This window comes from Peribacillus sp. B65, assembly GCF_058513295.1.
Map to the genome: position 1 here is coordinate 2757679 of NZ_CP195840.1, position 21396 is coordinate 2779074.

Annotated in this window: 21 protein-coding genes and 1 tRNA gene; 11 read left to right on the top strand and 11 right to left on the bottom strand. The window is 40.6% G+C overall.

The window, feature by feature from the left end; genetic code table 11:
* The first annotated feature begins 167 nt into the window (after nt 1-167).
* The 4 genes from ACSR9O_RS13545 (at nt 168) to ACSR9O_RS13560 (ending at nt 5323) form a co-directional block, all read left to right on the top strand.
* Nucleotides 168-710 carry a glycerol-3-phosphate responsive antiterminator gene (locus ACSR9O_RS13545; protein ID WP_048683275.1) on the top strand — a complete coding sequence of 181 codons (543 nt, stop codon included), beginning with the start codon at nt 168-170 and terminating at the stop codon, nt 708-710.
* 226 nt (nt 711-936) lie between these two features.
* Nucleotides 937-1761, top strand: a complete 825-nt coding sequence (locus ACSR9O_RS13550; protein ID WP_427573733.1) for an MIP/aquaporin family protein — start codon at nt 937-939, stop codon at nt 1759-1761.
* Between the two features lie 22 nt (nt 1762-1783).
* On the top strand, nt 1784-3274 hold the full coding sequence (gene glpK, locus ACSR9O_RS13555) for a glycerol kinase GlpK (protein WP_260358660.1): 1491 nt from the start codon (nt 1784-1786) through the stop codon (nt 3272-3274).
* Between the two features lie 396 nt (nt 3275-3670).
* Nucleotides 3671-5323, top strand: a complete 1653-nt coding sequence (locus tag ACSR9O_RS13560; RefSeq protein WP_491724522.1) for a glycerol-3-phosphate dehydrogenase/oxidase — start codon at nt 3671-3673, stop codon at nt 5321-5323.
* A 335-nt stretch (nt 5324-5658) separates the two neighbouring features.
* Here the strand turns inward: ACSR9O_RS13560 and ACSR9O_RS13565 are convergent, their stop codons facing one another.
* From ACSR9O_RS13565 to ACSR9O_RS13580, 4 genes are all read right to left on the bottom strand, one after another.
* Nucleotides 5659-6879: a PucR family transcriptional regulator gene (locus tag ACSR9O_RS13565; protein ID WP_230176252.1), complete on the bottom strand. Its 1221-nt coding sequence runs from the start codon at nt 6877-6879 to the stop codon at nt 5659-5661.
* A gap of 129 nt (nt 6880-7008) precedes the next feature.
* A complete protein-coding gene (gene putP, locus ACSR9O_RS13570; protein ID WP_260358658.1) occupies nt 7009-8478 on the bottom strand; it encodes a sodium/proline symporter PutP in 1470 nt (489 codons plus the stop codon).
* A 166-nt stretch (nt 8479-8644) separates the two neighbouring features.
* Nucleotides 8645-10186, bottom strand: coding sequence for an L-glutamate gamma-semialdehyde dehydrogenase (gene pruA, locus ACSR9O_RS13575; RefSeq protein ID WP_230176253.1), 1542 nt, complete (start codon nt 10184-10186; stop codon nt 8645-8647).
* Nucleotides 10187-10243: 57 nt separating this feature from the next.
* Nucleotides 10244-11161 (bottom strand): proline dehydrogenase family protein, encoded by a 918-nt coding sequence (locus ACSR9O_RS13580; RefSeq protein WP_491724523.1) that lies wholly within the window; start codon nt 11159-11161, stop codon nt 10244-10246.
* Nucleotides 11162-11571: 410 nt separating this feature from the next.
* Here ACSR9O_RS13580 and ACSR9O_RS13585 point away from each other — a divergent pair, with 410 nt between their 5' ends.
* Nucleotides 11572-11736 carry a hypothetical protein gene (locus ACSR9O_RS13585; RefSeq protein WP_230176254.1) on the top strand — a complete coding sequence of 55 codons (165 nt, stop codon included), beginning with the start codon at nt 11572-11574 and terminating at the stop codon, nt 11734-11736.
* A gap of 261 nt (nt 11737-11997) precedes the next feature.
* On the opposite strand, the gene ACSR9O_RS13590 is transcribed toward ACSR9O_RS13585, so the two are convergent.
* The 3 genes from ACSR9O_RS13590 to ACSR9O_RS13600 are packed head-to-tail and all read right to left on the bottom strand — an operon-like array spanning nt 11998 to nt 13421.
* The gene (locus tag ACSR9O_RS13590) at nt 11998-12534 is read right to left on the bottom strand and encodes a cupin domain-containing protein (protein WP_260358657.1); all 537 of its coding nucleotides are present in this window, start codon (nt 12532-12534) and stop codon (nt 11998-12000) included.
* Between the two features lie 25 nt (nt 12535-12559).
* The gene (locus ACSR9O_RS13595) at nt 12560-13237 is read right to left on the bottom strand and encodes a methylthioribulose 1-phosphate dehydratase (RefSeq protein ID WP_402944067.1); all 678 of its coding nucleotides are present in this window, start codon (nt 13235-13237) and stop codon (nt 12560-12562) included.
* A 31-nt stretch (nt 13238-13268) separates the two neighbouring features.
* Nucleotides 13269-13421: a hypothetical protein gene (locus ACSR9O_RS13600; RefSeq protein WP_491724524.1), complete on the bottom strand. Its 153-nt coding sequence runs from the start codon at nt 13419-13421 to the stop codon at nt 13269-13271.
* Between the two features lie 757 nt (nt 13422-14178).
* Here ACSR9O_RS13600 and mtnK point away from each other — a divergent pair.
* Both mtnK and ACSR9O_RS13610 read left to right on the top strand, forming a co-directional pair.
* Nucleotides 14179-15411, top strand: coding sequence for an S-methyl-5-thioribose kinase (gene mtnK / locus ACSR9O_RS13605; protein ID WP_491724525.1), 1233 nt, complete (start codon nt 14179-14181; stop codon nt 15409-15411).
* A gap of 165 nt (nt 15412-15576) precedes the next feature.
* Nucleotides 15577-15759, top strand: coding sequence for a hypothetical protein (locus ACSR9O_RS13610; RefSeq protein WP_491724526.1), 183 nt, complete (start codon nt 15577-15579; stop codon nt 15757-15759).
* A gap of 40 nt (nt 15760-15799) precedes the next feature.
* Here ACSR9O_RS13610 and ACSR9O_RS13615 read toward each other — a convergent pair whose 3' ends face one another.
* Complete coding sequence (locus ACSR9O_RS13615) at nt 15800-16030, bottom strand: helix-turn-helix domain-containing protein (protein ID WP_101223539.1); 231 nt, start codon at nt 16028-16030, stop codon at nt 15800-15802.
* Between the two features lie 276 nt (nt 16031-16306).
* Between ACSR9O_RS13615 and ACSR9O_RS13620 the strand changes: the two genes are divergently transcribed.
* From ACSR9O_RS13620 to ACSR9O_RS13630, 3 genes are all read left to right on the top strand, one after another.
* Nucleotides 16307-16702: a VOC family protein gene (locus ACSR9O_RS13620; RefSeq protein WP_101223538.1), complete on the top strand. Its 396-nt coding sequence runs from the start codon at nt 16307-16309 to the stop codon at nt 16700-16702.
* A gap of 24 nt (nt 16703-16726) precedes the next feature.
* Nucleotides 16727-17098 (top strand): MmcQ/YjbR family DNA-binding protein, encoded by a 372-nt coding sequence (locus ACSR9O_RS13625; protein ID WP_260358653.1) that lies wholly within the window; start codon nt 16727-16729, stop codon nt 17096-17098.
* Between the two features lie 303 nt (nt 17099-17401).
* Nucleotides 17402-18604: an aminotransferase-like domain-containing protein gene (locus tag ACSR9O_RS13630; protein WP_491724527.1), complete on the top strand. Its 1203-nt coding sequence runs from the start codon at nt 17402-17404 to the stop codon at nt 18602-18604.
* A gap of 286 nt (nt 18605-18890) precedes the next feature.
* Here the strand turns inward: ACSR9O_RS13630 and ACSR9O_RS13635 are convergent.
* Both ACSR9O_RS13635 and ACSR9O_RS13640 read right to left on the bottom strand, forming a co-directional pair.
* Nucleotides 18891-18963: transfer RNA gene (locus ACSR9O_RS13635), tRNA-Ala, on the bottom strand.
* A gap of 114 nt (nt 18964-19077) precedes the next feature.
* Nucleotides 19078-19785 (bottom strand): MgtC/SapB family protein, encoded by a 708-nt coding sequence (locus ACSR9O_RS13640; protein WP_101223535.1) that lies wholly within the window; start codon nt 19783-19785, stop codon nt 19078-19080.
* A gap of 151 nt (nt 19786-19936) precedes the next feature.
* Here ACSR9O_RS13640 and ACSR9O_RS13645 point away from each other — a divergent pair, with 151 nt between their 5' ends.
* Nucleotides 19937-20836, top strand: coding sequence for a DMT family transporter (locus ACSR9O_RS13645; protein ID WP_397315660.1), 900 nt, complete (start codon nt 19937-19939; stop codon nt 20834-20836).
* 32 nt (nt 20837-20868) lie between these two features.
* Here the strand turns inward: ACSR9O_RS13645 and ACSR9O_RS13650 are convergent, their stop codons facing one another.
* Entirely contained in the window at nt 20869-21054 is a 186-nt protein-coding gene (locus ACSR9O_RS13650) for a hypothetical protein (protein WP_101223533.1), read from the bottom strand.
* Between the last annotated feature and the right edge of the window lie 342 nt (nt 21055-21396).

A 21396-nucleotide genomic window follows, 5' to 3' on the forward strand; every position in this document is an offset into this window, starting at 1 on the left:
AGGGATATTTTACATACAACCTTATCCGCAATCTATAAAGGGAGTGCCAGGTATGTTAGTGTTATTGTGAGATTGTCATGAAAAAAATGTGATTGATAAATCAAGCTCTTTAAAATATACTAAATAACTTGAAGTTTTGAGTTTTTCTGGGAATGAGGAGGATAATGATGGATCAAAAGATTTTGCCTGCTTCAGCAAGCATGAAGGATTTTGAAAGATTTCTAGAAAGTTCCTATGAAATAGGTGTGTTTCTTGATTTGCATATATCACAATTGAAAAATGTAAGTATGATGGCAAAACAACATAATAAGAAAATGATTTATCATGTCGATTTGATCCATGGCATAAGAAGTGATGAGTACGCGACAGAATTCATTTGTCAGGAATATAATCCCTATGGGCTGATTTCGACTAAATCAAGCGTTATATTGAAGGCGAAGCAAAAGGGGGTCATTGCCATCCAGCGAATCTTTTTAATAGACTCACATGCGCTTGAGAAAAGTTATAAGCTGGTGCAGAAAACCAAGCCGGATTATATCGAAGTATTGCCGGGCGCCATGCCATGGATGATAAAAGAAGTGAAGGAACGATTGCAGACACCGATTTTTGCAGGCGGCCTCATACGTACTTCGGATGAAGTCCTGAATGCCCTTGATGCTGGAGCTTCGTCGATCACCACATCCAAAACTGAATTATGGGATATCGTCTAATAGGGGAAAATTGAAAAAAATTACAGAAAAATAGATTAATTTTTCACAAAATATTGACAGCGTTTTCATAACCTAGTATATTTTACAGTACAAGTTAATATATGTGACGGAGACTAGGAGATTCACAACAGATCTATTCATAATTTATTTATGAAGATAGTTCTGCTGTGGATCTCCTTTTATTTGTTGGCAAGGTTTAATAATTTAACAGGGGAGGGGTTTTATCATGACTCCATTTTGGGGAGAAGTGTTAGGCACGATGATATTAGTTGTATTCGGAGCAGGTATTGGGGCTGGTTCATCCTTAAAGGGTTCCTATGCAAAGGATGCCGGATGGATTGTTGTCACGATTGCGTGGGGGTTGGCCGTTACCATGGGGGTTTTTGCAGTAGGGTCCATAAGCGGGGCGCATTTAAACCCGGCGGTCACAGTAGGTTTTGCCATTATTGGAGAATTTCCTTGGAGTGATGTGCCCGGTTACATCGTTGCCCAAATGATTGGCGCAATCCTGGGCGCGACTCTAGTATTCCTGCACTATTTGCCACACTGGAAAGCTACGGATGATCCAGGAGCGAAGCTTGGTGTGTTCGCGACTTCACCTGCGATCCCGCACACATTTTCAAATCTATTAAGTGAGATGATTGGAACTTTCATCCTTGTTCTTGGATTATTATTTATAGGTGCCAATGATTTTACAGAGGGCCTAAACCCATTTGCAGTCGGGTTATTGATTGTCGTGATTGGGATGTCTCTTGGCGGAACGACAGGATACGCCATTAACCCGGCCCGCGATCTGGGGCCGCGCATCGCTCACTTTTTGCTGCCGATACCCGGTAAAGGCAATTCCAATTGGGGCTATTCATGGATTCCGGTCATTGGACCGATAGTTGGGGGTTCACTTGGTGCCGTTTGTTATAAAGCATTTTTTATGGGGGAAATAACAGCAGGATTTTGGTCTGTTTTGGGTGCAAGCCTGGTACTATTGATATTAGCCTATGCTTTTGGTAAAAAACAGTCACATGAATTGGAAAGCAGAAATATCGCCAGTTAAATTAAAAGGAGGGGCATACACAATGGAAAAATACATTTTATCATTAGATCAGGGAACAACTAGTTCGCGGGCGATTTTATTTAACGAAAAGGGGGAAATCGTCCATTCCTCCCAAAAGGAATTCACGCAGCATTTCCCTAAACCAGGCTGGGTCGAGCATAACGCCAATGAGATTTGGGGATCGATCTTGGCGGTGATTGCCGGTGTACTATCTGAATCCGGTGTAAAGCCAGAGCAAATTGCCGGTATCGGGATCACTAATCAGCGTGAAACGGCAGTCGTTTGGGATAAGGAAACAGGTAACCCTGTTTATAATGCGATTGTATGGCAGTCCAGGCAAACAAGTGAAATCTGTGATGATTTGAAGGAAAAGGGACTTAATGATCTATTCCGGGATAAAACGGGATTGTTGATAGATGCCTATTTTTCCGGAACGAAAGTGAAATGGATCCTCGATAATGTAGAAGGGGCACGACAAAAGGCGGATGAAGGAAAGCTGTTATTCGGTACCATCGATACTTGGCTGATCTGGAAGCTATCAGGAGGCAAGGCTCATGTAACGGACTATTCCAATGCATCCCGGACATTGATGTACAATATCCATGAACTGAAATGGGATGAAGAACTGCTCGAGATATTGACTGTTCCAAAGTCGATGCTGCCGGAAGTGAGGCCTTCCTCTGAGGAATATGCACGTACGATCGAATATCATTTCTTCGGCCAATCGATTCCGATTGCAGGGGCAGCCGGTGATCAGCAGGCAGCATTATTCGGCCAAGCCTGCTTTAATGAAGGAATGGCTAAAAATACGTATGGAACAGGCTGTTTCATGCTCATGAATACAGGAGCCAAGGCTGTCAGCTCCGAACACGGACTATTGACGACCCTTGCTTGGGGATTGAATGGGAAGGTCGAATATGCACTGGAAGGCAGTATATTCGTAGCTGGCTCCGCCATCCAATGGCTGCGCGATGGACTGCGGATGCTGCATGATGCCAAGGACAGCGAAGCCTATGCAAAACGGGTGGAAAGTACGGATGGAGTATATGTGGTACCGGCTTTTGTAGGACTTGGAACTCCATATTGGGACAGCGAAGTGCGGGGAGCCGTTTTTGGTTTGACGCGCGGCACATCAAAAGAGCATTTCATTCGTGCCACACTTGAATCACTTGCGTATCAAACGAAGGATGTCCTTGATGCAATGGAGGCGGATTCAGGAATCGAGCTGCAGACATTAAGAGTGGATGGCGGGGCAGTCAAGAATGACTTCTTGATGCAATTCCAAAGCGACTTATTACGTGTGCCCGTCGAGAGGCCTACCATAAACGAAACTACAGCATTAGGTGCTGCATACTTAGCTGGCCTTGCTGTCGGGTATTGGAAGGATCAAGAAGAAATCTCCCGGCAATGGGCGGTAGATAAAACCTTTAAACCATCCATGGAAGAGCAAGATAGTGAAAAATTATATGAAGGCTGGAAAAAAGCTGTACATGCCGCTATGGCGTTTAAATAAAAAACAAGATGTATTCTTTCTCAAATGAGCTGGAGTATGCTATAATGAAATCAAGTTAATAACTCGGCCGGAGAACAGGAGAGACCATGAATGCGTTATCGTTAATTCGATAATGTGCATTTATGGTCTCTTTTTTTGTTTTTAATGGCAGATTAGGGATATTAATATCTATATAAACTATGCGAACAAATGAACCAATTGAATATAAGTACCAAAATTTACGAATTCACGAGTAAACAGTGTGAATTCACGAGTATAAGTGCAGTACTCACGAGTAAACGGCGTAAATTCACGAGTAAAAGTGCAGAATTCACGAGTAAACCGCACGAATTCACCAGTAAACGCAGAATTCGTACAAAAAACAATAGAATGCAATGCTTAAAGGAGGAGTCAGGGATGAGGTTTTCAAATGTATATCGGAAAGAAACGATCGAACTTTTGAAAAAAGTGAAATATGATGTGGTTGTCATTGGTGGGGGAATTACCGGTGCAGGGATTGCCTTGGATGCAGCGACCCGTGGAATGAAAGTGGCTTTGGTTGAAATGCAGGACTTTGCAGCAGGCACTTCAAGCCGCTCGACAAAACTTGTTCATGGCGGATTGCGGTATTTGAAGCAATTTGAAATAAAAATGGTTGCCGAGGTTGGTAAAGAGCGAGAAATCGTTTATGAAAATGGACCGCATGTGACCACGCCGGAATGGATGCTGTTACCGATGCACAAAGGTGGCACCTTCGGGAAATTCAGTACCTCCATTGGACTTCGGGTATATGATTTCCTTGCTGGGGTTAAAAAAGCTGAACGCAGGAAAATGCTTTCTGCGGATGAAACACTAAAAAGGGAGCCCCTCGTTAAGAAAGAGGGACTGAAGGGCGGAGGCTACTATGTTGAATATCGGACAGATGATGCACGTCTTACGATTGAAGTCATGAAGGCGGCTGTCGATAAAGGAGCAACACCGATAAATTATACAAAAGTAGAACAATTGTTATATGAAAATGGTAAGGTGAACGGCGTCCAAGTTGCCGATTTACTTTTAGGTGATGCTTATGAAATATACGCAGACAAAGTCATTAATGCAGCGGGACCGTGGGTGGATTCCATTCGTGAGAAGGACCAATCGAAACAAGGGAAAACGCTGAAGTTATCCAAGGGTGTTCATGTGGTCATCGACCAATCGAAGTTCCCGTTGAAGCAGGCGCTTTATTTTGATACGCCTGATGGCCGGATGATTTTTGCCATCCCGAGAGCCGGTAAAGCTTATGTAGGAACTACGGACACTTTTTATGATGGTGATCCTGCTGTGCCTACCGTTACTTCCGAAGACCGTGCCTATCTATTAAAGTCCATACATTATATGTTTCCGGAAGTGAACATTACGGATGATGATATCGAATCTAGCTGGGCTGGGGTAAGGCCGTTGATTCTTGAAGAAGGAAAAGATCCTTCAGAGATATCAAGGAAAGATGAAATATGGGAGTCCGATTCTGGCCTTATCACGATTGCGGGAGGAAAATTGACCGGTTATCGTAAAATGGCAAAAACGACGGTCGACCTTTTGGCAGGGAAGCTTGCCGAGCAATCCAATAAAACTTACCCAGCCAGCAGCACTAAAGGCATGCCGATTTCCGGAGGGGATGTCGGGGGATCAAGCAACTTCTCCGATTATATTAAGCAACATATTCAAATGGGAGTAGACTCAGGACTCGCTGTAAAGGATTCCGAAGCGATATTGGCCATGTACGGGTCCAACGCACCTGTGTTATTCGATATCGCAACAAGCGAAGGAGACGGAGTAGCCATCAGCGGCCTTCCAAAGAAATTATTCGTACAGCTGAAATACGCACTAGATCATGAAATGGCCGCAACTCCAGTGGATTTCTTTTTCCGCAGGACGGGGACACTGTTATTCGATATCGATTTAGTCCAAACTCATAAACATGCAGTGATCGATTATATGGCTGGTTATTTTGGATGGACGGAATCAACAAAAATGGAAAGAACCAATCAATTGGAACAGGAAATATTGGGTGCGATTAAAGTATCTTGACCAATATGCAAAAAACATGACGCCGGCGGAATCGCTGGCGTTTTTTTCATTAGCCCTTTTCTTCTTTCTCTCATCATCTTGGCGGCACACCGAATAGTGGAAGAACCATTGAAACTCTGGGTCTTAGCAAACTATCAAAAGAGGAAATCATGGATTTCGTTCGTACTGGGACGCCTAAAGTTTCCGTATAAGGTGAGTCCAGAAAAATCGTACTAACCCTTTAGAAAGACGATAGGTGAAACATGTATAAGGAGAGAAGAATACGGCAGACCTAGCCGCGTTTCTTCTCTCCTTAGCTTATTTAATCTCCCGAACCTAAAAATTGGCGATGCACTTTAAGATCTCTGCTTTATAAGCTGTAAATCGATGTATAGTTGCATTCTTGAATGAAAGTCATCAAAATCGATTGAGGTGAGATCGGTTATTTGATTCAATCTATATTTCAATGTGTTGGTATGAATGTATAGCTGTTCCGATGTCGGTTTGATCCGGCAATTGTTCAAGAGATATATTTCCAGTGTTTGAAGGAGTTTGGTTTGGCTTTCCAAATCCTTCTTTTGAAGAATCTCTAAATCCGTATTGATATAATTCGTTTTAGTATGATGGTTGGAGATCATTTCGAGGTAACGGAAAATCCCAAGCTTGCTATATTGGAAGGGAAGCTGTTCAGGTTCACCGATGAACTTGGCTGCGTTGATAACTTCCAGGGCTTCAAGATAGGATTTTCTTAATTGAAGAATCGAAGAATACTCATTTCCGATTCCCGGGAATACCTTTTTGTCATTAAATTGGGAAAGAACGGTGTTCGTTAAATCATTGGCGCTATCGGTAAGCAGGTCTTTCCCTTTTCCGTTGCTGCCAATCAAAACGATGATCTTCAATTGGTTTGTGAATACATGGGTAAAATGATTCAACGCATTGGCGAATAGACTTACAGTATCAGCTAATTCATCGAAATGTTCCGCATCGGATTGAGCGATTGTAAAGACATTGACAAGGAAAGTTTCCGGAATGAGAAGACTCATATTGGCGGCTTCCCATTTTATTTGATTTTCCGTTTGATAGACTTCGTCAATGACCTTTTGATAAAATTCATTTTTTTCTTCATCTTTTTTCATGTTTATCTGTTTTTTCTGATAAAGGAGCTTGCCGATATGATGGGAAACTTCATGTAAAAATTCTAAATCGGATTCAGTCATCATTTCCGTTTCTTGGACCCAAATGAATCCGAAGACCTGTCCTTTGTGAACGGCGCTTACAACGACTCTTTGATTTAAACCGATTTCCTCCATTTGTTTCACCCTAAATGGATGCTCCACGGTTTTAAGCTGTTCGACAATGCCCTCATCCATGAATTTTTCCAGAATTGGAATCGGCCAATGCTTTGTGAAGATGGTTTGCCGATTGGCTTGGTCGAAGTGTTCGATATAATATGAACTATATGCCAGCAATAAAAATTGGTCATTTTCGATGACGACTGGTTTTTTTAAATAAGTGCTGACCATATCCGTTATATCGTTGATGTTTGTGATAGTCAGAATTTTTTCTAATGACATATATGGCCCCCTAATATTTTTTGAAGTATATGACAACTTAGTTTAATAATACTTTTAAACGGATGATGTGTATAGGGGGAAGAAAAAAGAAGGAACGGTATATGAAAAATACCGTTCCTTTTAGGGGTTTTATTTTTGTTTTAAAGTTTTTTCAAATTCTTCGAATTTCTCTTCTACTTCTTTTGATGGTTTCGCTGTTAGAAGACTGACCACGATGATGGCAATCAAGCTTGCGCCAAAACCAGGAATCATTTCATACATCATATCGGATAATCCTGCCATCGACCAGAAAATTACAGTAGCGGCACCAACGATCATCCCGGCTAAAGCGCCCCATCTTGTCATTCGTTTCCAGCAGAGGCTCAGTATGACCAATGGACCGAATGAAGAACCAAATCCAGCCCATGCATACCCGACAAGTCCAAGGATCGTGTCATTCTGTTCCCAAGAGAGAATGAGCGCTATGACGGATATGGTCAGTACGGAAAGTCTGCCCAGGAAAACAAGCTCTTTATCTGAAGCGGAACGACGGAAGAAGGTTTTGTACATATCCTCCGTTAAAGAGCTGGCCGTAACCAAAAGCTGCGAAGAAATTGTGCTCATGATGGCTGCCAGTATTGCGGAAATCAAGAAACCAGTGATAAGCGGGTGGAATAGTATTTCCCCTAACTCTATGAAAATCGTTTCAGGATCAGCTAACTTCAGGTTGTTCTGATGGAAATACGTGATACCGATGAATCCAGTCAGCATGGCACCGATACTCGAGAAAATCATCCAACCCATCCCGATAGTACGGGCTTTCTTGATCTCTTTAATAGAACTGATCGCCATAAAGCGGACAATGATATGCGGCTGTCCGAAGTAACCCAGTCCCCAAGCAAATAATGAGATGACTCCTAAAAAGCTCGTCCCCGTGAAAATATTCAATAGAGCTGGATCAATGGAACGTGGCGTGTCAATCGCAGGACCGAAACCGCCAACATGGAAAAGGGTGACGATCGGTACAAGAACCAAGGCGACAACCATGATGATCCCTTGAACAAAGTCTGTCCAGCTTACTGCCAGGAATCCACCAAATAATGTATAGGCAACGGTGACGCCTGTTAAGATCCATAGACCTGTATGGTAATCAAGGCCGAATGTACTTTGGAATAAGACTCCGCCGGATACCATTCCGGAAGAAACGTAAAAGGTAAAGAATACGAGGATAACCAAAGCTGAAATGAGCCTTAAGATCTGTGAGCCCTCGCCAAAACGATTTTCCAGGAAAGCGGGGATCGTAATCGAGTTATTGGCGACTTCCGTATAGGTTCTCAATCTAGGTGCAACATACAGCCAGTTCATATAGGCTCCTAATGTGAGACCGATTACAATCCAGATTGAACTTAGTCCTGTTGCGAACATGGCACCAGGCATACCCATTAAAAGCCAACCGCTCATATCAGCGGCACCGGCGCTTAATGCAGTGACGGCAGGTCCAAGACCCCGGTCGCCCAGCATATAATCATTTAAATTGGAAGTCCTTTTGTAAGCGAAGTAACCGATGAGAAGCATGCCAGCCATGTAAATGCTGATCGAAATTATTAATGCGTAATCCATAAAAGACTCCCTTCGTGATGAAATATATAATTTTTTGTTTTAAAAGAGGAAGCAACCTATTTGTCACTTCCTCCATTTAACTTCATTTTGGTTTCCGTATCCAGAATGAAAGATACGAAAACCATAGGGGTTTCAAATCATCTTCAAATAGCTCAATGGAACATTATCAGAATGTTTCGGATGTTGTTTTTGCTTGCATATGAAGCTGCAAGTAGTCCGGTCCGCCAGCCTTGGAATCAGTTCCTGACATGTTGAACCCGCCGAATGGCTGATAACCTACGATTGCACCAGTACAGCCGCGGTTGAAATACAAGTTCCCGACATGGAATTCTTCGCGTGCTTTTTCCATGTTAAGGCGATTTGTCGTAATGACAGCCCCAGTCAAACCATATTCAGTGTTATTGGCAATCTCAAGAGCTTCGTTAAAGTCCTTCGCTTTTGTGAAGGCAACGACTGGTCCGAAGATTTCTTCTTGCATCAAGCGGGCTTGCGGATCGACATCAGCAACGATTGTCGGTTGAACGAAGTAGCCTGTAGAGCTATCTCCTTCTCCTCCAGTCAGAATGCGTCCTTCTTGGTTCCCGATTTCAATATAGCTCATGATTTTGTCAAAAGCAGCTTGATCGATAACTGGACCCATGAAATGGTTTTCTACAGGATTACCAACTGTAAGTTGTTTTGTTAATTCAACAGCGCGATCTAATACTTGATCGTATACATCTTCTACGATGACAGCACGTGAACAAGCAGAACATTTTTGTCCAGAGAAGCCAAATGCAGATTTCACGATCGATTGAGCGGCCAATTCAAGATCTGCCTCTTTGTCGACAACGATAGTATCTTTTCCGCCCATTTCAGCAATGACACGCTTCAGCCAAATTTGGCCTTCGTTCACTTCTGAAGCACGTTTGTAAATACGCAGACCTACATCACGTGAACCTGTAAAGGAAATGAAACGTGTTTTTGGATGATCAACCAGGTAGTCGCCCACTTCGGCTCCGCTTCCTGGAACGAAATTCAACACACCTGCCGGAAGGCCTGCTTCAAGCATCACTTCAACGAATTTAGCTGCAACGATAGGAGTAGTCGAAGCTGGTTTCAACAGGATTGTGTTACCAGTGACGATAGCGGCAACAGCTGTACCTGCCATTATAGCGAATGGGAAGTTCCAAGGAGAAATGATGATGCCTACCCCTAATGGAATATAATCATAGCGGTTAAATTCTCCCGGACGGCTTTGAACAGGCACACCATCTTTAAGAGTCAGCATTTGACGGGCATAGAATTCTAGGAAATCGATTGCTTCCGCTGTATCCGCATCAGCCTCATTCCAAGGTTTTCCCGCTTCTTTTGTCAATAACGCAGAGAATTCATGCTTGCGTCTGCGAATGATGGCAGCCGCTTTGAACAAAACGTCAGCGCGGATTTCAGGTTTCACTTTTTTCCAGCTTTCAAAAGCGGTAACAGCTTCCTGCATGGCTTTTTCAGCAAGATCCCTATTCGCTTTCGATACTCGGCCGATGACCTCTTGCTTATCTGCAGGGTTATATGAAACGATTTTCTCATCAGTCGTCACTTTCTCTGCCCCGATATAAAGAGGGTAGTCTTGCCCTAAGTAGCCCTCAACGGTTTGAAGTGCTTCCTGATAAGCTTTTTTGTTTTCCTCGTTTGTAAAATCGACAAATGGTTCGTGTTTATATGAAATCATTGATAATCACACCTTTTAATAGATTTTTTGTAGCAATTAATAATGTTGAATGTATATTTAGCTTCTGACCATCCCTTTGAAGGCAAAGGCAATATTGGATGGCCTTTCTGCAAGCCTTCTCATGAAGTATCCATACCAATCCAGACCATATGGTACATAGACGCGCATTTTGTAACCTTGCTTGACCAATTCATATTGAGTTTTGTTTCTCATGCCATAAAGCATTTGGAATTCGAATTGTGTATTTGGAATGTTGTGCCTCTTAGCCAACTCTTTTGTATACTCGATGATTTTGTCATCATGTGAGGCGATGGCCGTATAATTACCGTTAAGAAGACTTTGCTTGATCAACTTTTTATAGTTTTCATCTACATCATCCTTTTCGGGAAAAGCAACCTCGGGAGATTCCTTGTAGGCACCCTTTACGAGACGCAGGAATGGCTTATATTGGGCAAGGTCCTCCAAATCTTTCTCTGTGCGGAATAAATATGCTTGCAGAACAGTACTTATGCAGCTGTATTTTTCCTTGAACTTCCTGAAGATATCGATTGTCGCCTGACAGCGAACTTCATCTTCCATATCGATCGTGACCATGACTTTATGTTTTTCGGCTGTATCAAGAATTTTCGTCATATTCTCAATCACGAGTTTATGATCGATATCAAGTCCCAAAGAAGTCATCTTCAGAGAAACCTGTGAATCAAGTTTTTCCCTGCTGATCATTTCGATGGTTTCGATGCATTCTGCCGTACGTTCCAGGGTCACTTCCTTGGAATCAACGAATTCCCCAAGATGGTCGACTGTAACCGACAAGCCGCTATTATTAAGTTGTTTAATGAATTTAATGGAACTTTGGAAATCAGTTCCTCCAATGATCTTTCCAGCAGCAAAATTTCCTCCGCTTTTTTTAGCAATATTATTAAGCAGATTATTTTTAGATAAAAATAAGAAAAAGTCCCTTGTAATGGCTTCCATATAAAGCGCACCCCCTAAGAAGATGTATTTCAATAAATTAAGCTTACGGTTTTTCGACAATATTCTCAATGTTCTTAAAAAACAATAATTCTGTCATTTGTTTGTCGGTTTTGGACAAATGAAAAGGTTTACAATTTTTCTTGAATGTTCGAATGATACGAAGGTTTATTTTTAAACCTATATAGAAACGATAGAAATAAAGCCTTTATCAGGAAGCGATGATGTGAAAGACATCAATGAATGCGTGTAAAAGTGGCAGCTCGACCATAATCATCCAATGCGTTATAATGAACCTTATTTAACAGAATCGGTCAATGCTCGAAGAAAAAACGATAAATGAAGCTTTCAGAAGTAAAATGGATGTAAAACCGTAAAATTAAGTCGCTTCGGCAAGCCGGGGAGGATAAGGAATGGATGCTGTACTTGAAGAACTTAGAGAAACATCAGGATTGATAATAGGATTAATAATAGCCCTGATAATTATGGGGCTGATCGGTTATGCCCTTACGAATGTACATGAATCCATTGTGTCACCTGTGGTTCAGTTCATAAAGAAAATGGTTAGTCGAAAATAGCACAAGCGCAATACATATTTGTCGCTTTTAAACAATCCCTGCAGGGTTTGTCTAAAAGCGACAAAAGAGCCGCAAGCTAAAAGCATATTATCCGAGAATGATGAAAATCCCCCGCTTCTAATGGAAGTGGGGGATTTTCATGTGTTCAAGAACAAGAAAAAAACCTTGCCGTATAGGGTTTACACGTATAGAGCATAGGGGGGCAAACAATTGGACTTCAGGCTGCCAGAGATGGGTTAGATTAAATCGATGGATCAGTTTCTATTCCGACTTGAAATCCGGATCATCATAATGGTGGGCAACCCAGCCGGAAGCATCAATAAACAAACGAACGGCCACTACTTGACGGTTTTCCAATAAAGTAAAGAAGTGGGGGATGTTAACGGGAACAGAAATCACATCTCCAGCAGATAATTCTACGTCGAAATAACCAGAATCACCCTTGATAGTAAAGATGCCATTTCCTGCAGTGATGGCACGAACTTCATCTTCGGTATGAACATGTACTTGTTCAAATTTCTTTAGAAGCTCGTCTAAATTAGGAGTGGCATCGGATAATGCAACAATATCCCATTCTTTATAGCCACGTCGATTTGCAAGGGATTTAATTTCCGCATCAAAGACGTTAAGAATTTCTTCTTTTTTCTCGTCGGAAAGTATAAATTCATCACAAAGATGCTTGGGTAATTTTTTCATATCCCAATGTTCGTAAAGGACTCCTTGTTCATCCAAAAATCTTTTAACCTCTTGTTCTTCTGTTAATCTTCTATTGGTAGTACGCATGCGAATTGTTGCCATCGTAAAATTCTCCTTTTTGAAAATTTTAAAAAGTTTGGTTGAATTTTTTCAGAAAAAACATTTTAATTTGATATTCAAATAGAAATTCAAATGCCTCTAAATGACGCTTAGCAGTAAATTCACTATCTCCCCATACATAGATTCCATGGTTGCGGATTAATACACCTGGTACCCCGGGTTGGATAACTCCGCCGATTTCTTCTGCTAATTTAGGAATGGAAGCATAGTTTTCTACAATTGGAACTGTTATGGAAGCATCTTCTTTCCAAATATCAAATGCTTTAATGATTTCATGTTTCGTGAAGGTAACTTTTCCTTGATCGCCATAAAGATCTGAAATGAGATTATTGTAAATAGTGTGGACATGGAAAACAGCTTCACAATTAGGGATTAATTGATAAATAGCAGTATGAATCAAGGTCTCGGCAGAAGGTTTTAAGTTGGTAGGAAACACAAGATTCCCATGCGAATCAATTAAAATAAAATCTTCTGGAGTATCAATCGATTTGTCTTTCCCGCTAGATGTTATTGCTATAATAGGTTGATCAAGCTCTAACGAAGAGTTTTTTACACGAATGGACAGGTTCCCGCTGGTTGCCGGAAACCAGCCTCTTTCCGATAGGCTTCCTTTAATTGTTTGTAATGTTTTAAAGGCCTTTTCGATTGATTCGAGAGTGATTTTTTCAAAATCCTTTTTATCTATGGGTCTTCACCACACTTATTGGTAATTTGGTTTAAATTTTAATCACATCAAAAAATGATTCAAATTCTTTACAAGGAAGAGACTGCTCTTTACATTTTTGTAAAAGAAAATCTCGTGCAATAACAAGTTCAGCCAATTTGGCAATCGCCAAATCTGTGATACTATCTCCAATTACAACTTTCATATAATCGGTAGTTGAAAGCGAACGAAATATAGTAGGTTTACACATTCCACAGTCTTTGCTGCAGTTTGAATCACAAGAAAAGGGCCATATGATTTTGATTTGTTTGTCATTAAAATCACTGGCATTGCAATAGATATCATATTTGGGGATAGGGTAACGCGATAAAATAGGGAGAACGAAATATCAATTCCGCTTGTATCCTCCTGAATTCATTCCTCTCCGGCAAGAAACACTATTCGACCATATGCCTCTCCATGCTTACCAAATCCAATTCCCGGTCCCAGGACAACTTTTGCATTTTTTCAATAACGTATCAGCAAATTTCTTACTGGCAGCCAGGCAAAGTAGGATCCTTTAGGAGCTGGAGCATGCCGATTGAATTTTTTAGCTCTTCAAAAAGGCATTATCGTAATTCGTAAGTATCCACAAGCTCTTGAACGCCTTCTTGTGAGAAGGTCAGGGATGCCTTGTCCAAAATTAATAACAACATACCCCGCATTAATAAGCCCTTACACTTTTCCGAATAATAGAGAAAAATTGATTTGGCAGGCGATTCTTTAGGTTGGTTGCTTTGATTATAAAATTGTTATTTTGAATAATTAATCACCCCTCTCTTAAAAACAACATATGATGACATAACCCTTTTAGTGAGTAAATACAAAAAAACAATTGTTTAACTTACTTATACTAGTGTTGTTGCACACCCCTAGTTGAATTTACTCAGGAAAAGAGCTCTTAGAAAGGGGAGAGGGGATTAATGACAAATTTAAATTATCATATACTTAGTGAGCTAGAAACAATGCAATATATTAAAAAGATTCCGGGTTTATTTTCGGAGAATGCTCAACTAATTTGCAAGGAAATGGGGGATGGGAATCTAAATTTAGTATTTCGTATAGCGGAACAAGATTCGTCGGAAAAAAGTGTAATTATAAAACAAGCACTTCCTTATGCGCGCGTAGTTGGGGAGTCTTGGCCATTAACATTAGACAGGTCACGTATTGAGAGTGAAGCATTGATGATACAAAATGGAATTTGTCCTGGTTCAGTTCCAAAAGTTTATCATTATGATAAAGTATTGGCGTTAACTGTCATGGAGGATTTATCTACACATATCATAATGCGTAAAGGCCTAATTGCCCGTAATCGTTATCCTTATTTTGCAAAACACATTGGTGCTTTTCTAGCTAGAACTCTGTTTTTAACTTCCGATTTAGCGTTAGATCCTGAATGTAAAAAGCAAAAAGTAATTCAGTTTATAAATCCTGAAATGTGCAAAATTACAGAAGATCTTGTGTTTACTGATCCATATTACGATGCAAAAACGAATCAATTCAACCCGCTAATTAAGGCAGTCGTAGAAGAAATTTGGAGTCATGACCGGCTTAAACTTGAAATCACGAAGTTAAAGGAAGGATTTCTCACTCGTACTCAAGCACTTATCCATGGAGATTTTCATACAGGCAGCATTATGATCACGGAAAAGGACACGAAAGTGATTGATCCAGAGTTCGCCTTTTATGGACCGATGGGTTTTGATGTTGGAGCTGTGATTGCTAATCTATTACTCAACTATTGCTCTCATGAAGGACATACTCTCATTCAAAAGGAACGGATTGAATACCAAGATTATTTATTAAATACAGTAGAGGAAATTTGGACAACCTTTGAAGAAGAATTTAGAACTTTGTGGAAGGAAAAAGCAAGCGGTTCTTACGTGTCCATACAGGGATATGAAGATGATTATTTGCTGCGTTTGCTTCAGGATTCCTTTGGATACGCGGGGTGTGAAATGATGCGTCGAGTGGTTGGTTTAGCTCATGTTCCTGATTTGGAAAGTATAAATGATCCCAAATTAAGAGCAAAAGGAGAAAGATTAGCCCTCGCCATTGGGCAACAGCTGGTATTGGAACGGGAAACAGCCGAGAAAATTTGCGACCTAACATCCTTAATCAAAAAAGTTAGAAATCGGGAGGTGGATCAGGATTAATAAGTTTATTCAATCCATTCAATGAAAAATGATCAATTTTTTTATCCTGTTAAAGCAGGTCAATATATGTGTAAACAAAAATTAAAATGAAGGTTGTTTTTTACAATTAGGATGGCGATTTACTGGTAGATACAGTAGATCATTTTTTTTAATAAGCTTACTCGCATGGAAATTCAAGTGTTTAAATCTTTGATTATGTTTTCCGATGAGAGGCCAATAACAACAGACGAAGTAATGCCTATCACGTTCATCGAACGAGAGGGTACACAGCCCCGGATTAAATTAACGAAGACTGGCGATGTTGGCTGGGTACCTTCCAAAGCAGTACGCAAGATAAGCGGGGAATAAGACAAAGCCCTGACCCTTGATGTTTGGGCTTTATATTCGTTCATAAATCAAAATAATCATCTGCCTTTGCGTCAGCCTCTATACTTCGAACCGCCTTCATGATTTTCTTTAAAACTCCGGCTGACGGCACATACTTAGGGTCGCTGCAAACTCTGCTTATCGTATTGCGTGAGATACCGGACGCACTTACAAACTCCTCTTGTGTATATCCGTGCTTATCTATTAATTTACCGACCTTGCTCCGCGGCTTACTCTTCCCGAATCTAAACATTTTGATAACCTCCTAGAATTATTTACTAGCAGTCTCGTCCAACTTTCACAAAAATATACGCATAGTTTCGCAAATATTTGGTATACAAACGGTTGGTCGGAGCAAACGAGATTTAAAAAGTGGTTCCTGTTGTCTTTCTAAAAAGTTATATAGGATGTATGATGTTCTTTGAATTTATTTCCATTTAAAATATAATGATAAATGGGTTATTGTAAGCGAACACTGACTGAATAATTTAAGGATACGGTTAATTCTTGTGTGAATTAGGAGGAAATCATGGGAAGAATAGTTCATTTCGAAATTCATGTGAATGATATGGAACGGGCAAAGAAGTTTTATGGAGAGGTATTCGGATGGTCATTTCAAGACTGGAGTGAATATGCAGGAGTGCCTTACTTTGGAGCAGTAACTGGCAATGAGAATGAACATGGGATCGATGGAGCTTTGATGCAGCGTCATAGTGCTCCGCCGGAAACACACCAAACGTTAAATGCATTTGCCTGTACCATGGGAGTGGAAAATTACGATTTAACGGAAGCTAAAATTATTGAGAATGGCGGCAAGGTCGCATTGCCCAAATTTGCCCTGCCCGGAATGGCATGGCAAGGATACTATATTGATACCGAAGGCAATACTTTTGGAATTCACCAACCCGATGTGAATGCAAAATAGAGTTGATAATAGGTGAATTAAAACATGAAATCACAAGAAACGGCAGCCATGCTTGAAAATGTACGCAATATCTGTCTTGCGCTGCCCGAAGCTGTTGAACATATTGACGGATTCGGTCACAACACTTTTAAAATCAATGGGAAATCCTTCGCGATTTCAGGTGAAAGCGAGAAAGGATTCAGCTTGTCGTTCAAGTCAGATAGAGAAACTCAAGAATTATTGCTACAGAAAGAGAATTTTTTCAAAACTCCATATATTGGACATCACGGTTGGGTCTCTATTCAAAGTCCGGATGGGGAAGACTGGGATGAATTGACCTATCTAATTCAAGAAGCCTATTTACGTGCGGCACCGAAGCGATTGGTTAAGAAATGCCATGAGTTGCATAAAAGGTGAAGAAAGGCGGACGATCTGCCTTTCTTTATTTTTTCGTTCTTTAACCAGCTTTACAGATATTGATGACAAAAATCACGACCTCATCCATACACACATAATTTATGATTGCATTGGAGTGACCAAGAAAGTCTTTGTAAAAGGGACTCCAGAATTTGCAAAGAGTGATTATTTTCTCTCATTAGAGAAATTTTAAAATTAATTTAGAGTGTTTCTACAATAGATTTATGCTTATATAAAATAAGGGAGCTTCAAAAATCACGAGTATCAATTAAGATTTCATTGACGGAAAGGTGTATGGTTGAAGTGAATGTTGAATCTTTTTTTTCTGAAAACATTAAAGCGGCACTTAAGAATGATCCGCCCGGTGCATGGATGCCAAATCTGCCGGATGGCTGTATTCGCTTGAGTTCAGGCTATCCTGATCCTGCACTCGTTCCTGCTGGGGAGCTCAAGGCAGCTGTAGCAAAACTTCTTGATGAGGAGCAGGATTTGCCTCTCCATTATCTTGGAAGTCCACGAATTGCAAAACTGAAGCAGCAAATCCAGAAAAGATTGGCAGAGCGTGGAATTTTGATTTTAGAAGAACAGCTTTTGATTACATCAGGAGCTTGCCAGGGGATTGATCTCATTGCCCGCATTCTCCTTGATGATAAAGCGGTTGTAGCGGTAGAGTCTCCCACCTATATGGAGGCTTTAGAAATTTTTCAAAACTATACGAAACATATTATCAGTATACCTATAGATGAACAGGGGATCCAAACATACCGATTAAAAGAAATGCTGGATCAAAGGAAGCGTACAGGTCTAACCCTCCCGCGTTTTCTTTATACTATCCCAAGCTTTCAAAATCCAACTGGCACGACTATGACAATTGAGCGCCGAAAGCATTTATTGGAGCTTTCCATCGAGTTTGATTTTCTCATTCTAGAGGATGATGCGTACGGAGAATTATCCTTCGATAAAAATCCGGCGCCAATAAAATCCATTGATGAACGCGGGCGGGTCCTCCACGTTGGGTCCTTATCCAAGGTTGTTGCGCCAGGAATGCGGATTGGATGGATAGCGGGAGAAAGTGAATTCATTAAGGCTTTAGAGTGGTTTAAAAAAGATTTAGACCATCCATTTGCTCAAAGTACAATGGCTGTATACTTAGAAAACGCCGATTTTGATAAACGGCTCGACCTACTAAAAGATGTGTATCGTTCTAAATGTAATGCGTTAATCCGTTCGATGGAACAATTTCTTCCAGAATCCGTTTCATGGTATGTACCAGATGGTGGTTACTTTGTATGGGTGAGAATTCCAGGTGTGGATACGTCGCATTTGTTATCACAGGCTCTTGCTGAGGGTATTTCATATGTTCCAGGGAAATACTTTTTCTTGAATCAAAACGATGGAACCGAGTTTCTCCGGCTTTCGTTCAGTTATGCCAATGAGAAAGAAATAATCGAGGGAGTTCGAAGACTAGGACAGCTTATCGCATCTTTTTTGAATAGATTGTCCTGAAGGAGTGTTAGTTGATTAATCTATAAGTTATTTCGATGCTTTTTTGAAAATGGATTTGAATGAGCCTACTTCCTTAAAGGAGGTAGGCACTTTGTTAATGAAAGGATTCTTTAACTCCTTCGCGATGATTTTATCTCAAATTGTTTAAGCACCGTAGATTAAGCCCACTGCTGAAGCATGCAACCTAAAATGTGTATATGTAGATTGTGATTATTCATATGGTCACAATGAAGTATTTTTTTAAAGCCAAAGAAAAAAAACCTTGCTACGCAAGGGTTTTCGGATATGGAGCATAGCGGGATCGAACCGCTGACCTCTACGCTGCCAGCGTAGCGCTCTCCCAGCTGAGCTAATGCCCCGAGTTGAGGTACAATAACTATTTTATCGGATTTTAGCGAAAAGTCAATATAAAATATGAGATTTTTGCAAAAATGATAAAAAAACCGTTTGAGGGTAATCAAACGGTTTTTTAATTATGCATTTTCGATCTCTACTCTTTCAATCTCCTTAAGGTTGGAAACGGTGTAATACACTTCCGATGTTCTGACTTTATGATCGACCAGCACTTTAAGTGTCAAAAGGTGATTGTCATTTGCGACATCTTTGATTCTAAGGTTTTTGATGAATATTTTTTCGTCTTTGATTTTTTTCAATACGACGGCAATGTCATCTTTATTTTGTACGACCAGCTGCAGAAAGATTTCTTTTTGCCGTAACTTCATCGGTCCTAGCCAGGTGACGATTGCGGGCACCAATTCGACACTTATGATCAATAGGATGACGCCTGCAATGGCCTCGAGGAAAAATCCAGCTCCAACGGCGATTCCGATTCCTGCAGCTCCCCAGATGATGGCGGCTGTCGTTAAACCGGATATGCTGTTGTTGTCCCGCCGGAGAATGACGCCAGCACCGATAAAGCCTACGCCAGAAACGATTTGGGCAGCTAGACGCAAGGGATCCATTGTGATATTTACGTCATCGCTCCCTGGGAACTTATAAGCGGATTCCATGGAAACGATCGTTAATAAACAGCTCACGATTGAAATGACCAGGCTTGTTTTTAATCCTACGGGTTTTCGCTTCATTTCTCGCTCGAGTCCGATAATTAGTCCAAGTAGAGCTGAAATTCCCAATTTGATAAGGATTTGCAGTTCCGATTGAGGGTCGAATGTCCATTCCATTTTTTTCACCACTTCCGAATTATTATCGAAGAATAAGATCGTCTGTTGCCATATACCCGTTTTTCAAAAAAAACTACCCTAATGATTTTAACATAGTAAAATAGAGTTCAATGAAATGTAATTCCATTTGAAAGGAGGAATTTGAGTGCAAATGCCAAAAGTGAATCCCTATGTAGCGTTGGCAATCGGTGTGGCATCCGTATCGTTTTCGGCCATCCTTGTTAAATTGGCCACCGCTCCATCGGGTGTTATCGCTTTTTACCGTTTATTATTTACCGTCTTACTTATGTTGCCGTTTTTCTTGATGAAATACCGTCATGAACTTAAATTCATTGAAAAAAAGGATTGGCTATATTCGATTGCGGCAGGAGTGTTTTTGGCTTTTCATTTTATTTTATGGTTTGAATCGCTTAATTACACGTCGGTCGCGAGTTCAACTGTGCTTGTCACCCTCCAGCCTTTATTCGCTTTTGCCGGAGCTTACCTGTTTTTTAAAGAAAGATTTTCAATGAAGGCGATATTGAGCGGCATCATTGCAATAGCAGGTAGCCTCGTCATTAGCTGGGGCGATTTGAGAATTAGTGGTATGGCGCTTTGGGGAGATATTCTTTCGCTTATAGCATGTGCGCTGGTAACCGGTTATTTACTGTTTGGTCAAAATGTTCGAAAACGTATCTCTTCTATAACATATACATTTGTCGTGTATGCAATCAGTGCTGTTGCATTGTTTTTCTATGTGATCTTCAAGGGAGAGGCATTGGCGCCTTACCCTGCTTCCGATTGGGTTTATTTCGTTTTGCTTGCGATTTTCCCGACTTTATTAGGTCATTCTTTATTCAATTGGTCACTAAAGTGGTTAAGCACTTCGACGCTTTCGATGGGAATCTTACTTGAACCGGTGGGGGCTACAATTCTGGCTTACTTCATATTAGATGAACCGATACTCTGGACTCAGGTCCTGGGAGGCACCATCATATTGGGTGGTTTGATGATGTTCTTAAAAGATGAAAAGAAAAGCAAGGTACATGAAGAAGCGCAAGTTTCCGTATAAAAGCAGTAAGTCTCCCGACTTACTGCTTTTATTTAATAGGGGTGAAACAAATAGGTGATCCGTGTGAAAACCAAAGCGAAAGTAAAGCTGAATAAAAACGTCGTACCATTCACCTTGCCTTTTTCTCTGCTGAACTTGATGGCTTCATAATAAGCGGTACTGAATAAATAAAGGGTCATACTGTAGGAAATGAGTAATCCGATTAATGGCAGATTCATTGCTTCACCTCATGGAAAAAGATATCTATATATGACTATTTGTGTTTCTTTGGAAATATGCTTCGTTTATTCATAAACCATTGAGCTTGGTCCAGAAGGCAGGGATAAGGGTGTGTTGGTGTAAAGGATATATAGAAGAAAATAGGTGAAACGTTTTTTTTTGAAAAAAGTTTTAAAAAACGTATTGCAAACATTTTTTGTACATGGTATATTATTTCTTGTCGCTAAGACAGCAACTTAAACAGCTAACAAGCTGTGAAAAACATTTTAAAAAAAGTTGTTGACGAAACGTGACAGAATGTGTTACATTATAGAGGTCGCTTCTGAGAGAAACGACAACAA